This is a genomic window from Nostoc mirabile CHAB5784 (genome assembly GCF_020829645.1).
In the GTDB taxonomy this organism is placed as follows: domain Bacteria; phylum Cyanobacteriota; class Cyanobacteriia; order Cyanobacteriales; family Nostocaceae; genus Nostoc; species Nostoc mirabile.
Window position 1 is genome coordinate 1 of the sequence record NZ_JAIVFS010000065.1, and the last position, 13,696, is coordinate 13,696.

The window sequence follows — 13,696 nt, forward strand, 5'->3', positions numbered from 1 at the left end:
TAAGTAAAGATATTTACTCACTAGCGGATAAAAACACTTATCAGCAACTAAGAGCATGGGCAAAACGCCGTCACCCAATGAAAAATAAACATTGGGTAATTAATCGTTATTGGCTCATTAATAAAGGCGAAGGATGGTTTTTCGGCTTCCAAAAAGAAGAAAAAACCGTAAAACTATTAAAACATTCCGAAACTCCTATCGTGAGACATACGAAAGTAAAAGGGAATCGAACTCCCTATGACGGCGATTTAGTTTATTGGTGTACAAGAATGGGACAACATCCCCAAGCCAATAAAGTAACAGCAACATTACTCAAGCGGCAAAAAGGAAAGTGTACCCACTGCGGAATGTTTTTTAGAGATGAAGATGTAATGGAAGTTGATCACATTATTCCTAAATCCAAAGGAGGAAAAGAAAACAAATACGACAACCTCCAATTACTTCATCGACATTGCCATGATGAAAAAACAGGAATGGATAATTTTCAGCAGGTTTGCTGTCAAGAATTAGAGGAAGAATACTTAAATGATAATCCTTTCTAACTTCTCAAACCGCAAAGTAAACGAGGTACGTATGACAAACGCCAAGTTATTGAGGAGCCGTGTGAGGTTAAAGTCTCATGCACGGTTCTGAAGACGAGTCAGTGGGGTGACTCACTGGCTTAGTTTAACTTTGTTGACTTGCCCACAGAGCCGGAGCGTGTACAGATTCTAGGGATTCATCTACAACGTTTTGGCATTCACCTGGAATCCGAATATCTCGAAGCGATCGCTGCCAACACCGCGAAATTTTCCGGTGCTGAATTGGAAACGCTAGCATCTGAAGCTGCTTTGCTGGCATTCGATGAGGGTAGACCACAACAGGTAACGCTTGCTGACCTCGAAGCTTGTTGTCAAACCATCACCCCGCTTGCGATTCAGGACGCTGCGGCAGTTGAGCGTATGCAATTCTGGGCATCCACCGCACGACGGGCTAGTAGCCCTGTGGTTGCAGCGAAAACTCAGTCTTTGCGTGCTGCTAAGTTTCGGAATATGAACTGATGAGAAAGCGATTGTCTCCTGATTCTATGGGGGCAATCACTCTTTTTTTTAGTAATTGAGAGCAACCAATTAACATAGTTAATAAGGCGAATAAACATGACGACAGACTTAGTTACTTATTACGGGCAGACTCCAACTATTGACCAACTGCTTGATAAATATGGTGTGTATTTAGAGAAGTTGGACAGAGAAACTAAGCTTATGCTCCGAATGGCATTAGCAACTTACATTTTTACGTTAGAAAAAGACAGTTCTACTAAGCATACTGTTGCTGAGGCACTTGAGGATGCATTGTCTAATCTGGGCTTATTAGTTTCATATCCATTGTATAAAAACTTGTTTGAGGATGTCTGCTCTGTTTTAAATGGACTAACAACTCTGGAAGCCGAAACGATACTTGAAGCTTTACAACATCAAATTCGATGGGGCAATGCCCAGAAATTAGCGAATTGATTGGGTAAAAAATATGGAAATCTATTTAGTCTTTGTTGATGCTATCCAGAACAGCAATAAATTCTGGGCGGCCATTGTCGAAGATGGTAATTTAACAGTGCAGTGGGGCAGAGTCGGTTATCAAGCGCAGACTAAAGTTCACACATTAGGCAATCATCAAAGAGCAGTTAGCAAATTCAACAATCTGGTAGCCGAAAAGATGATGAAAGGCTACAGAAGAAGTCAGTCACAAATCGATAGTAATTGTGAAGTTTCTGAAATCAACAGAGCGATTGAATTACTAGAGATTATTCGTCCTTATGTAGAGCAGAGAAATTTTTCAGTTGCTTATATCAATGCCCTAAATCAATATCTTTTGATTGTCCCAACACCTTTGGGTATGCAAATTGAACCATACAGGGTATATCGCTCAGTAGAAGATGTTGATTATCAAATGGGATTACTCAATTCTCTGTTAGCGACTCCTGCACCACAAGTTGCTGCGGTGGCTATTCGTCATGCCCCTGAAGCAACAACAGAAACGGCAGTTGCCAGTCTCAAGACTATCAGTAAGAACTTCTGGCGACATTTGTAAATCAGCTTGGCGGAAAATATTGTGAGAAAATTCCAGAATTCAACAAGGAATAAAGCTATGGCAAAGATAATTGTTAGCTCTTGGGAGTCGGAGGGGTATGGGCACTCTACCCACAGGGAGCAGGAAATAGATTCTCAATACCAAAAAATAAGAGAAATATCTGACCAGCTAGGAATTGATATCCCAGACTTAGATATACATGTTGGATCAGTTAGCACAAGGACAGAGATTGTTGCTGATGAATCTGTATTGGAACATGTAGATCCTATTTATTATTCTGAGGCAGATTGATAATATTCCCCAGTGCAGTATGTGCTGGGGGATATTTCTAACTGACTTTCAGCTTAACCACTTGTTTGTCCTTTTGGTTGTTTCGTATGACATCGCTTAACCATTAGAATTATTTTTTCTGAATATGGAAATTTTATGTAAATTTAACCACCTTGACCCAATATCTTTGTTGGTGATGTAAACTTTAGCAACCAGAGCATCATTAGGAACAATTTTGAGAATTGGTTCGCTGGATGTCACCACAAACCCTGGTGTATGTGCCTTGAGTTCAAATACTGTACCATTAACTGGGGAACTAATTGACTGATATTGAAGATTCATTTGAGTTTGACTCAACTGAGAGTCATTTTCGGCAATCTTCTTATTATTTTCGACTATGGCTTTAGTCAACTGAGAATCAATTTCAGCAATTTTTTTGTTATTATCTGCAATTTGGGTAAGCCAATCTTTACGAGAAATAGCTACAGTTGATTGCAACTTAGCTTGTGCCTGATTAATAGCAGATTGTAAACGCAAGCCTTCTTGTTTAAGTTGGTCAATTTCAGATTGAGCGTTTCTAACTTCCTCTTGTTGCTTGAAATATTGAATCTTAGAAATTGCCCCATCATTCATTAACGGGGTAATATTGTCGAGAATACCTTGGTTCATTATCAAGGTATCTTTCGTAGCAGCCAGCTTAATCTCAGTTTGTTTGAGTTGGCGACTTAATTGGTCAACTTCCAGCTTTGCAGTAGTCACACGCGCATCTAATTCTGAAGAAGTAGATACTAGACGCTCTTTTTGTTCTATAGAAAGTCCACTACTAGAACCTGTACCATCTAGTTGAGCGCGATATAATCGGTTTTCTGCTACTATTGCTGCCCGACTTTTAGTCAGGTCAAGCATTTCATTTGTCACCTTTACATTTGTGGGACTGATTGTAGCCGCACTTTTCATTTGAGATTGATAAAATTGATTTTCTTGAACTAGAGATAAGCGAATTTTTTTGAAAGAATCAAGTTGAGCATTAGCAGTAGTCGGATCAAGACTGAGCAGTTGTTCACCAAGTTTTACCTGCTGTCCATCTTCAACGTAAATTTCTTTAACCACGCCCCCAACAGGAGCCTGTATTTCTTTAGCAGTACCTGTTGGCTCTAACTTACCAGTAGCGGAAACTGCTTCTTCAATTTTGGCAAAGTTTGCCCAGATAATTGTACCAGTTGTAATAGCCATTAGACCCCAAAGGATAGCTCTTGACCATTTGCGAGATTGCCGGAGAATTACAGGCTGGTCAAATTTAGTCAGATAACGTGGAGCAGTATTAGCTGGTTTTGGCTGAATATCAGATGTCTCTGTTGATAACTGTTCCAATTTTTGAACAGAAGTTATTGCTGCCTTTGGAGAACTACCATTGCCATTGTTTAAGTGCTGACCATTCCCATTCTGATTATTACTATTATTAATACTCATAATTATTTAGCTGTTAGCGATTAGCTTTTTATAAATAGTAGTTAGTGATAAGTTTTAGCTATTGTTAGTTCGCAAAATATATTCTTCTCCTCATTCACTCAAACTTGAGTCTCCTGTTGTTGGTACAGGCAGTAATAAAGCCCTGTTAAATCCATGAGTTCTGAATGAGTCCCCTGTTCAGCAATTCGTCCTTGGCTCATCATCAAAATCACATCGGCATTTTGAATTGTTCCTAGCCTGTGGGTAATGAAAAATACTGTCCTTCCCTTAAATACTTGGGCTAAATTCAAGCACACCTGACGTTCAGTAGCATAGTCGAGTGCGCTGGTAGCTTCATCCAGGATCAACAGTGGTGGGTTTTGTAATACAGTCCGAGCGATCGCAATTCGTTGTCTTTGTCCACCAGATAAAGCCGAACCTCTTTCTCCAACACGAGTTTCATAGCCGTTGGGCAGATTCATAATAAAGTCATGGGCGCAAGCAATCTTAGCCGCCTCCACAATTTCTTCTGCTGTGGCATCAGGCATTGTTAGAGCAATATTTTCTTGTACTGTAGTGTCAAATAACAGAGTGTCTTGTAAAACCATGCCAATTTGTTGACGTAGGGAGTAGAGTTCTACCTTATTAATGTCATAGCCATCAATTTTGATCCGACCGGAGTCTAGTTCGTAGAGGCGGGGCAAAAGTTTGGTTAATGTACTTTTACCAGCACCACTTTGACCCACAACTCCAACAAACATACCAGCTTCGATATCAAGGTGAACATTATTAAGTTGCGGATTGGGGCTTTTAGCAAAGCTGAAAGTAACACTTTCATATTGAACTGTGCCAACAATTGCTGGCATCGGGATGTTATTACGCCCAGCAATTTCTGTTTCTTGGGGAGTATCGAGAATATCAGCCAAGCGTTCTAGAGATAAAGCAGTTTCTTGAAAATTCTGCCACAGTTGAATTAATCTTAACAAAGGACTTGTAACATAACCTGCGATAATGCGGAAAGCAATTAACTGTCCTAAAGTCAGTTTTTGCTGCAATACTAAATATGCACCTACCCAAAGTAGAAGTAAGCTCGAAAGTTTATTCAAAAAGTTAGATAAAGAACTAGCAGTATTAGAAGTCAGAACATTTTCAAAGCTAGCACTAATATATTTCCCATAACGAGATTGCCATTGCCAGCGAGAATTCAGTTCAATATTTTGGGCTTTGACTGTTTGAATCCCAGAAACCACTTCAACTAAATACGATTGAGTTTCGGCATTACGTTCGGCTTTAGTTCTAGTTTGGCTGCGAATAATAGGTGCAAATATAAAGGTTAATAAAGCAAAGAGAGGTACTGTTGCTAGTGCTACGATTGTTAGCAGCCAGCTATAAAAAATCATTACTACAATATAAATAACAGAGAAGATAGCATCTAGAACAACAGTCAGGGCAGTACCAGTGAGGAAAGAGCGAATGTTTTCTAATTCATTGATCCGGCTGGATATTTCCCCAACAGGGCGCTTCTCAAAATAACGTAGTGGTAAGCGTAATAGGTGGTCGATTACTTCCGAACCCAAACTTAAATCGATCCGATTGGTGGTATCTACAAACAAGTTAGTACGTAGCCAAGTAATAATTCCCTCGACTACAGCCATTGCTATGAGCAGAAAGCCCAGAACGTTGAGAGTATTAATTCCGTTTTGAATAATAACTTTATCAATAATTACTTGGGTAATTAAGGGATTTGCTAGCCCCAATAGTTGAACGAATAGTGAAGCGATGAAGACTTCAATTAAAACAGTACGATGCTTTTTGATGGCGGGGAGAAACCAGGATAAACCAAATCGCTTTTGAGGAGTTTCTTTAGTGGGTTGCAGCAGAAGTACTTGCCCCTCTTCCCCCCAAGTTTCAGCAAAATCGGCTGGCTTTTTACGGACAATGCCTTGTTCTGGAATGCCAAGAACTAGTTCTTTTTCAGTGGCTTTGTAAAGAATTGCATAACTATCTTGCCAGGGAATCAAAACTGGTGTGGGTAGTTTAGAGATAGCGACGGCAGGAACATTCACCAGTTGTGAGGTTAATCCCATCAATTCTGCCAAAGCACCACATAATTGAATGGAAATGCTGCCTGTACGCTGTTTATTACTAACTAACGCACGGCGCAAGACATCGCGGCGAAACGGCATTTTTAAGTGTTGCGCTAGCATTTGAAAACAAGCAAGAGTTCCATCTACAGGCCCACGACCCGATATGTGCGGGTATTTGATTTGCGATCGCTCAATTTCTTCTAGTTCTTCTGGGCGCTCTGGAGCGAATGGGGCGTTTGCCCAAATTCCAGTATCTGACAATGAGGCGATGTTAACGTCAGATTCAGTCATCGGGAGTGTCGGATCGGTAAAACCAACTAAGCGAACTTCTCCAGTAATGTTAGCTCGATCTGAGCCAAGATTTAGGCAAGATCCCACAGCATAGTTCGACCCTTTACTGCTAACTAACCACAGTAAATTAGGGTCTAATTGCTGAAGTGGTGTTGTGCCTGGAGGCAAGTTAAGGATAGTAGACTGTTTTGTTAAAGCAGTAGCGAGTTCTTTAAGATTGTCTGGAATCTTACCTCGACGTTCTAGTTCTGCACCCAACAGGTCAAAAACTTCAACTAAGCTGCAATAGTTACGAAAGGCGTTGGCAATGATAGGTTCAAGTTCTAGTAAACTTAAGAAATCCGACGCTTTGAGCGTTAGGCAAAGAGTTTCAACAGAGGCGATCGCAGTTTCACACGGTACACCACGCAGCAAACTTGTCCAACCGATGATTGATCCTGGTTTTAGTAGTTGCAGGGTATCAGGGGCAGAAGCACCAGGGGCATATCCCAATAAACGGGCTTGCCCCTGGTAAAGAATGCCTACTCTAGCTGGGAGGGTTTCTCTGACCAAAATTGCTTGCCCCATACGGTAACGTAAAGGTTCAAGTTTTGCTGCAATCCGCTCAACACTGGTTATAGAAAGCTGATTAAATGGGTAGATGCTGGCGAGGAATTCTTGAATTGTGGTGGTGCTTTCTATCATTTTGTTACCAGGGCTGGGGAACTAGGAGTGTGGGAGTGAGCGAGTGTAGGAGGGTGGGAAATTTCACATTCCCTCGCTCCTTCTCTTCCTCCTTCCTCCTCATGTATGGTTAATTGCGCTTTATTCGTTTCTTCAGCTAACCAAGTCTCAAACAGATGATTTAAAAGTGTAGAGCGCATTGCATCATCTAATTGAGCCGGAATCAGCTTTTCGAGTCGCACAATCACAAACCACTCATCCAATTTCATCGGCGGCCATAACTGTCCTGGTTGGGAAATACTAAGTTTCTGTGCTATTGCTGGATGCGGTTGACTTATGGGAACAGGGCCTAACATTCCTCCTGTTTGAGCTTCTTGCCCTTGTGAATACAGCGAGGCACAATCAGCAAATGTCTGTTCTTGGGCTTTGATGCGGAAATAGAGTTCTTGGGCCACCTCTGCATCGTTTGTGCGAATTAGGGAATAAATTACTTTGTCTAGCTGAGACTTACATTGCAAAAAATAAGATTCTAGCTTTGTCCCCCAAGTGGCTTGCTTGAACTTCTCAATCTTCAGTTCTCGCATGGCAACAGCTTCTAGTTGCTCAAGACTCATGCTGTAATGCTTTAAAGCTTTTGCTATAGCTTCTGGTGTTGTCAGCTGATTGTTTTGGCAGTATTGCTCAATAACACACTGTTTTTCGGATGGAGTGAGTTCAAATGGAGCGCTCGCTCTTTCAATCACCAACAAACGGCACAATTGCGGTAGCATTTGGAAACCAGCCAGCAGATGCGGAATTTTTGCTTCGGTAATTATCTGGTTGCCAATTAAGAGGTGAGCCATAGGGTGCAAGTCACAGCCAGGATAGGAGAATGTATTGTTATACTTTCTCCCTTGGATCATGTATCACAGGTTCTATTTATGACAATGATAGGTACACCTATATTGGATAAAAGGATAACTGCTAAATACTTAAATATACTGAGTTGAAGAAGGTAGAAGGCAGTTTAAGAGTGAGGGCAGATCCTATCTCTAGCTATTTACCTTGACTTTTGGGTACACTCACTTCTGTAGTTGAGTAAGTAACGTTACCAGCGCTATCGGTAGCACTATAAGTTAGGGTATAAATACGCCCGTTGCCATTGCCAGAACGTTCTGCCCGCAGGAAAATCCGTCCATCTGAGCGAATTTCAATATCACCAGCAGTATCGCCATCACCCAAACCATTGTCGGGTTCGTTACTGGTTATCGATACTAATTTGACAGTGGGGTTAGCATCGAAATCATCGCTAACTTTGATATTGACCTTGACTTCAACCATCTTATGGTTAGGTGGCCATAGTTGACCAGGTACACTAGTAACAGTCAGTGTAGGCGAAGAATCATCATCAATGATCGTGCCAATTGCTTGGGCGTCAACAATATTGGCGTTGATTGCTTGAGAGAGGTTAATAAAGAAATTCTCGTTTTGTTCGTCCAATCTGTCGCCAATTATCTGTACTGATACTGTTTTAGTAGTTTCTCCAGGGGCGAAGGTAATTATCCCGCTTGTTGCTGTATAGTCACTTCCAGCTATTGCTGTACCGTTGGCTGTGTCATATTTGACGCTAATTGCTTTTTGGGAAGCTGTACTGAGGCTAACAGTAAAATTGAGTATTTGTGTTCCGTTATGTCCTTCTGTAATTGTTCTGTCGCCGATGCTCATAACTGGCGGTGCGTCGTTATCGATGATCGTAGTTACAGCTTGGTTGTTGGTAATAGTTGCGTTACTAGCATTGCTAAGGTTAAGGAAGAAGTTTTCATCAAATTCATCTATGGTGTCACCCAGAACTTGAACGGTAATTGTTTTGCTTGTTTCGCCAGAGGCAAAGGAAAGGATGCCACTCGTTGCGATATAATCCTTACCCGCAGTTGCTGTTCCGTCTGCGGTAGTATAGTCCACTGTGATTGGCTTGCCACTAGCAGCATTCAGGCTAACGGTGTAGGTTACAGCCATCATACCGTTATCTGCCTCGGTAATAGTGCGATCGCCAATTGTTATACTTGCTGGTGCGTCATTGTCCAGAATTGTTCCTGCACCTTGGGCATCACCTATAGTAGCGTTGGTAGCGTTACTCAAGTTGAGGAAGAAGGTTTCATCAAATTCGTCAATGGTGTAGCCAAGTACCTGTACTGAGATAGTTTTGCTGGTTTCCCCTGGTGCAAAGTTGATTGTACCAAGATTAGCAGTATAGTCGCTGCCAGAGATCGCAGTGCCGTCAAGGGTGGCATAATTTACCGCGATTGCTTTAGCGCTGGCTGCCGAAAGGTTAACTGTGAAGGTGACAATGGCAGTACCGTTGTCTCCCTCAGTAATGGTTCTATCATTGATGGTGAATACAGGTGGTGCATCATTGTCAACAATTGTACTTAGAGCTTGGTTCTTGGTAATTGTAGCGTTTGTGGCATCGCTCAAGTTGAGGAAGAAGGTTTCGTCAAATTCATCAATGGTATCGCCCAGAATTTGGACTGTAACAGTTTTGGTGGTTTCACCGGGAGCAAAGTTGATTGTACCGTTGGTGGCGGTGTAGTCACTAAGAGCAGTTGCTGTGCCATCTGCTGTTGCATATTTGACGCTGATGGGTTTGGCGCTAGGTGTGGAGAGGTTAACTGTGTAGGTGATGGTTGCTGTACCGTTGTCTCCCTCAGTGATGCTTCTGTCGCCTATTGTAATGCTTGGCGGTGCATCGTTATCAACGATTGTACTTACAGCTTGGTTCTTGCTAATTGTAGCGTTTGTGGCATCGCTCAAGTTGAGGAAGAAGGTTTCGTCGAATTCATCAATGGTGTCGCCAAGTACCTGGACTGTAACAGTTTTGGTGGTTTCCCCTGGTGCAAAGTTGATTGTACCATTGGTGGCGGTATAGTCATTACCCGCATTTGCTGTGCCATCTGCTGTGGCGTATTTGACGCTGATGGGTTTACCACTGGGTGCGTCGAGGCTGATAGTGTAAATGAGTGCGATCGCGCCGTTATCTGTTTCGGTAATTGTTCTGTCGCCAATCGTTATACTTGGCGGTGCGTCGTTATCAAGGATGGTGGTTACGGCTTGGTTCTTGGTAATTGTGGCGTTTGTGGCATCGCTCAAGTTGAGGAAGAAGGTTTCGTCGAATTCATTGATCGCATCTCCTAAAACTTCTACTGTAATGGTTTTGCTGGTTTCACCGGGAGCAAAGGAAACTATTCCGTTGGTGGCAGTGTAGTCAGTACCCGCAGTTGCCGTACCGTCAGCTGTTGTGTAATTAACGCTAACGGGTTTGCCGCTTGGAGTGTTGAGGTTGATGGTGTAGGTGACGTTGAGTGTACCGTTGTCGCCTTCGATGATGCTTCTGTCGCCTATCGTCAGGGTTGGGGCTGCGTCATCGTCGAGGATGGTGGCTGTGGCTTGGTTGGTAAGAATTGTGGCGTTGGTGGCATCGCTGAGGTTGACGAAGAAGGTTTCATCAAATTCGTCCAGGGTGTCGCCAATTAGTTGGACGGTAATGGTTTTACTGATTTCTCCAGAGGCGAAGCTAATTGTACCGTTGGCGGCTGTGTAATCACTACCTTCGGTTGCTGTACAGTCGGTGGTGGAGTAGTTAGCGGTGATGGTTCTTTGGCTGGCTTCGCTCAAGTTGGCGGTAAAGACAGCGTACTTATTACCGTTGTCACCTTCGATAATTGAGATATCGCTGACGGACATTGTGGGTGGTTTCTTCACCGTCACAGTCATGGTATCGTTGGAGACTGCGCCCGAATTGTCGGTGATGGTGAGGGTGACGGTGTATTCGCCCGGAAGAATGTAGATATGGTTGGGGTTGAGAACGCTTGTTACGGTGTTACCATCACCGAAATTCCACTCGATTGTGTGGGTATCTAATATACCGGGGTCGTGAAATTGTCCGTCGAAGATGACGGGTTCGTTTTGGTACATGGTTTGGTCTGTACCTGCGTTGACAGTGGCAGCGACGTTGTTGACTTTTGTCAGTAGGGTTTGGGATGTAGAAGCGCCGTCAGAGTCGCTGACTGTGAGGGTGACGGTGTAAATTCCATTGTTACCGAAGGTGTGGCTAATATCAAATCCTTGTACGGGGGCAGAACCATCGCCAAAGTTCCAGGTGTAGGTGAGGGTATCGTTCCCAGGGTCGATGGCTGTGGCGGTGAAGTTGGCTGGTGTGCCTTCTGCTACTTCTGTTGTACCTGTGAGTTGAGTGATAGTTGGTACTACGTTGTTGACGATGACAGTTAAGGTGTCGCTGCTTACACCTCCGTCTTTATCAGTAATGGTAAGTTTGGCAGTATAAGTGCCGTTGTTGGCATAAATGTGAGTGGGACTGAGTGTGCCATTTACGGTATCACCGTCGCCGAAATCCCAAGTATAAGTGTGGGTGTCAAGAATGCCGGGGTCGATGAAATTGCCGTTGAAGATAACAGATTGTCCTTCGTTTATGCTTTGGTCTGCGCCTGCATTAGCTTTTGGTGCGGCGTTGTTGACTGTGATTTCTAGAGACTGAAAGCTATTTACTCTTTGGCTATCTACTACGGTAAGGGTGGCGATGTATATGCCGTTGTCGGCGTAGGCGTGGGTGACATTTTGACCTTCTAGTAGCTGGGAACCGTCGCCGAAGTTCCAGAGGTAGGTAAGTTCATCACCTGGGTCAACTGCTGTGGCGGTAAAGTTGGCTGTTGTGCCTTCGGTTGTGGTGGTGTCGCCTGTAATTACCGTAATGACTGGGGCAATATTGTTGACTGTGATGTTGACAGTGGCGGTGTTAGATGTTAAGCCGTCTGTGTCGGTGATGGTGTAGGTGAAGGTGTCTGTGCCGACAAAGGTGGGGTTGGGGGTGTAAGTAACTGTACCATCAAGGTTGAGTGCGATCGCACCGTTGCTAGGATTGGTTTGGATGGTCAGGGTTGAGGGGTTGATGCTGCTGTCTGCATCGCTGTCATTAGCTAGGAGGTTGATTGTGACGGGTTGGGTTTGGTTGGTGGCGGCGGTGTCGTTGTTGGCGACTGGTGCTACAAAATCGTTGTCTAGCAATATTACATTGTCGAAGATGACTTTGGCATCTCTTGCACCGAAGCCTAGTAGGTCGAAGTAGAGGGTGGCGGCGGTTCCTGCTTGAATACCTTTGAGGTCTACTTTGAAGGTAAGTGGTTGGTTGAGGGTAAGGGTACTGTTGGGTGTCGTATTTACTAAGGTGACTTTGTTGCTGGTGTAGTACGTGCCGTCGTTTTGGATGTTGAGTAGGGAGTCGGTTTGGCTGAGTCCTTGGCTGGTGTTGACTAAGGATTGTTTGGTGTTGGCGTTGAGTAATGCTACCTCGAATGCGTCGCCTGGGGCTGTTGGAGTGTTTGCTCCCAAGGTGGTGTTTTTCAGGGTGAACTGGAGGTATTTGGCTCCTTCTGGGATGATGAAGGACTGAGAGAAATTGCTCAGTAAGGGTGAGTCTTCAGTAAGGACTGCTTCTTGATTGAGGATGGTGGCTGCACCACGAGTTGTCCAGCCGTATTCGAGTTTGGTAGTGTCGGTTTCGTTGAAGTTACCGTTGGTGATATCTGCAAGGAGTATTGCGGTTAGCGGTGCTGTTAGTTGTGTTGTACTGCTTGGTGCTAGCGTGGTGTTACGGATAGCATTGAGCATTTGCAGGTTGAGCCATGATGGTAGCTTACGCACCCCTGGAGCTAGGGTGTTATTCATCAGGTCGTAGGGGTGTACCTTGGAGTCAAGGTGGCTACCATCTGGGGTGAGGGTGGCAGTGAAGTTGTTGCCTATGAAGGTTTTTGTACCGTTGATGGTTTGGATGTATTGGTCAAAGCCTGGGTTGCCGTTGATTATACCTAGTAGGTGTCCGGTTTCGTGGAAGATGGTGGTGAGGAGGTCGTATTTACCGAATGCGTCGCCTGTGGTGGCGCGGTAGGCTGTGTCAGTAAGAATGGTGGTGAATTCGCTGTTGTCGAAGGGGGTGGGGTCGATGAACCAGCCTGCGCCGTTAGCGTCGTCGTCGATGAGGATGGTGCCACCGTTGGGGCGACCGAAGGAGTCGAATTTGGTGATTTGGGCTTCGGCTAGTTGTCCGGTGGGGAGGTCGGTGATTTGGAAGTTGATGTTAAAGGTGGGGTCGAAGAGGTTAACTGAGCTATCTTTGTATGTGTTAATTAATGCAAAAGGCGAATTATGAACGGTAAAGAATTGCTGAGACGTTACGCTGCTGGGGAGAAAGATTTTAGCGGGGTCGATCTCAAAGGAGCTAATCTTAGTGGAGTCAGTGTTAATTTTGACGTTGGGGCTTATGACGAACCCTACCGCCAGGGAATTACTTCCAATTTGAGCAGTATTAATCTCAGTGGTGCCGATTTGACTGAGGCTAATTTGAGGGGGGTCAATTTGGAAGGAGCCAACTTGAGCAATGCCAACTTGACCCGTGCTAATTTGAACCAGAGCAATCTCACTAATACCGACCTGAGTGGAGCCAACTTGACCGAAGCCTTTCTGGAGTGTGCCGAGTTGGAGGGTACTAATATGAGAGGGGCTAACTTGTTTCGTGCTGAAATCAGAGTTGGCGATGTATTTAGTCCCGACCTGACTGGAGCTAAGAATGTAGATACCGTCAATTTCACTGGTGGGATTATACATTTGACTTTGGAAGACGGAACTGTTATCGACACCACTGACAACGATTGGTAAATTAGCTGTTTCTTGAGGCTCAACTAATAGAGGAGCTTGCAATGATAAACCAGAAGAATTATTATCCTCTCCTCCATCATCTGGCAAATCAGGAAACAATGGGAAATCGGTGATTGGTCGTAAATTTGACTCTGACAAGTTAGTAATTTTTCTTTCTAAGGCTT

General features: G+C 43.9%; 9 protein-coding genes and 1 pseudogene. 6 read left to right on the forward strand and 4 right to left on the reverse strand.

Features of this window, described 5'->3' with window-relative positions; all coding sequences use genetic code 11:
- The 5 genes and pseudogenes from LC653_RS29655 to LC653_RS29675 form a co-directional block, all read left to right on the forward strand.
- On the forward strand, window positions 1-542 hold a 542-nt coding region (locus tag LC653_RS29655), incomplete at its 5' end, for an HNH endonuclease (protein ID WP_229498226.1).
- 129 nt (window positions 543-671) lie between these two features.
- Window positions 672-1,040, forward strand: a pseudogene (locus LC653_RS29660) (AAA family ATPase); the annotation flags it as partial.
- 96 nt (window positions 1,041-1,136) lie between these two features.
- Window positions 1,137-1,493 carry a hypothetical protein gene (locus LC653_RS29665; RefSeq protein WP_229498227.1) on the forward strand — a complete coding sequence of 119 codons (357 nt, stop codon included), beginning with the start codon at window positions 1,137-1,139 and terminating at the stop codon, window positions 1,491-1,493.
- Window positions 1,494-1,506: 13 nt separating this feature from the next.
- The gene (locus LC653_RS29670; protein ID WP_229498228.1) at window positions 1,507-2,067 is read left to right on the forward strand and encodes a WGR domain-containing protein; all 561 of its coding nucleotides are present in this window, start codon (window positions 1,507-1,509) and stop codon (window positions 2,065-2,067) included.
- 57 nt (window positions 2,068-2,124) lie between these two features.
- Window positions 2,125-2,358 (forward strand): hypothetical protein, encoded by a 234-nt coding sequence (locus LC653_RS29675; protein ID WP_229498229.1) that lies wholly within the window; start codon window positions 2,125-2,127, stop codon window positions 2,356-2,358.
- Window positions 2,359-2,454: 96 nt separating this feature from the next.
- Here the strand turns inward: LC653_RS29675 and LC653_RS29680 are convergent, their stop codons facing one another.
- The 4 genes from LC653_RS29680 to LC653_RS47535 form a co-directional block, all read right to left on the reverse strand.
- Window positions 2,455-3,807 (reverse strand): HlyD family secretion protein, encoded by a 1,353-nt coding sequence (locus LC653_RS29680; RefSeq protein ID WP_229498230.1) that lies wholly within the window; start codon window positions 3,805-3,807, stop codon window positions 2,455-2,457.
- Between the two features lie 98 nt (window positions 3,808-3,905).
- Window positions 3,906-6,848, reverse strand: a complete 2,943-nt coding sequence (locus tag LC653_RS29685; RefSeq protein WP_229498231.1) for a peptidase domain-containing ABC transporter — start codon at window positions 6,846-6,848, stop codon at window positions 3,906-3,908.
- Window positions 6,845-7,669, reverse strand: a complete 825-nt coding sequence (locus LC653_RS29690) for a peptidylprolyl isomerase (protein ID WP_229498232.1) — start codon at window positions 7,667-7,669, stop codon at window positions 6,845-6,847. Before LC653_RS29690 ends, LC653_RS29685 begins: the two co-directional genes overlap by 4 nt.
- Window positions 7,670-7,862: 193 nt before the next feature.
- Window positions 7,863-12,545: a Calx-beta domain-containing protein gene (locus LC653_RS47535; protein WP_372478243.1), complete on the reverse strand. Its 4,683-nt coding sequence runs from the start codon at window positions 12,543-12,545 to the stop codon at window positions 7,863-7,865.
- Between the two features lie 477 nt (window positions 12,546-13,022).
- On the opposite strand from LC653_RS47535, the gene LC653_RS47540 reads away from it, so the two are divergent.
- Entirely contained in the window at window positions 13,023-13,532 is a 510-nt protein-coding gene (locus tag LC653_RS47540) for a pentapeptide repeat-containing protein (RefSeq protein ID WP_372478244.1), read from the forward strand.
- Window positions 13,533-13,696: the final 164 nt, after the last annotated feature.

Excerpts from the sequence above, each read along its gene's own strand:
- LC653_RS47535 (WP_372478243.1), bottom strand. The coding sequence starts at position 12,545 with ATGAATAACACCCTAGCTCCAGGGGTGCGTAAGCTACCATCATGGCTC.
- LC653_RS29680 (WP_229498230.1), bottom strand. The coding sequence starts at position 3,807 with ATGAGTATTAATAATAGTAATAATCAGAATGGGAATGGTCAGCACTTA.
- LC653_RS29665 (WP_229498227.1), top strand. The coding sequence starts at position 1,137 with ATGACGACAGACTTAGTTACTTATTACGGGCAGACTCCAACTATTGAC.
- LC653_RS47540 (WP_372478244.1), top strand. The coding sequence starts at position 13,023 with ATGAACGGTAAAGAATTGCTGAGACGTTACGCTGCTGGGGAGAAAGAT.
- LC653_RS29670 (WP_229498228.1), top strand. The coding sequence starts at position 1,507 with ATGGAAATCTATTTAGTCTTTGTTGATGCTATCCAGAACAGCAATAAA.
- LC653_RS29675 (WP_229498229.1), top strand. The coding sequence starts at position 2,125 with ATGGCAAAGATAATTGTTAGCTCTTGGGAGTCGGAGGGGTATGGGCAC.
- LC653_RS29690 (WP_229498232.1), bottom strand. The coding sequence starts at position 7,669 with ATGGCTCACCTCTTAATTGGCAACCAGATAATTACCGAAGCAAAAATT.
- LC653_RS29685 (WP_229498231.1), bottom strand. The coding sequence starts at position 6,848 with ATGATAGAAAGCACCACCACAATTCAAGAATTCCTCGCCAGCATCTAC.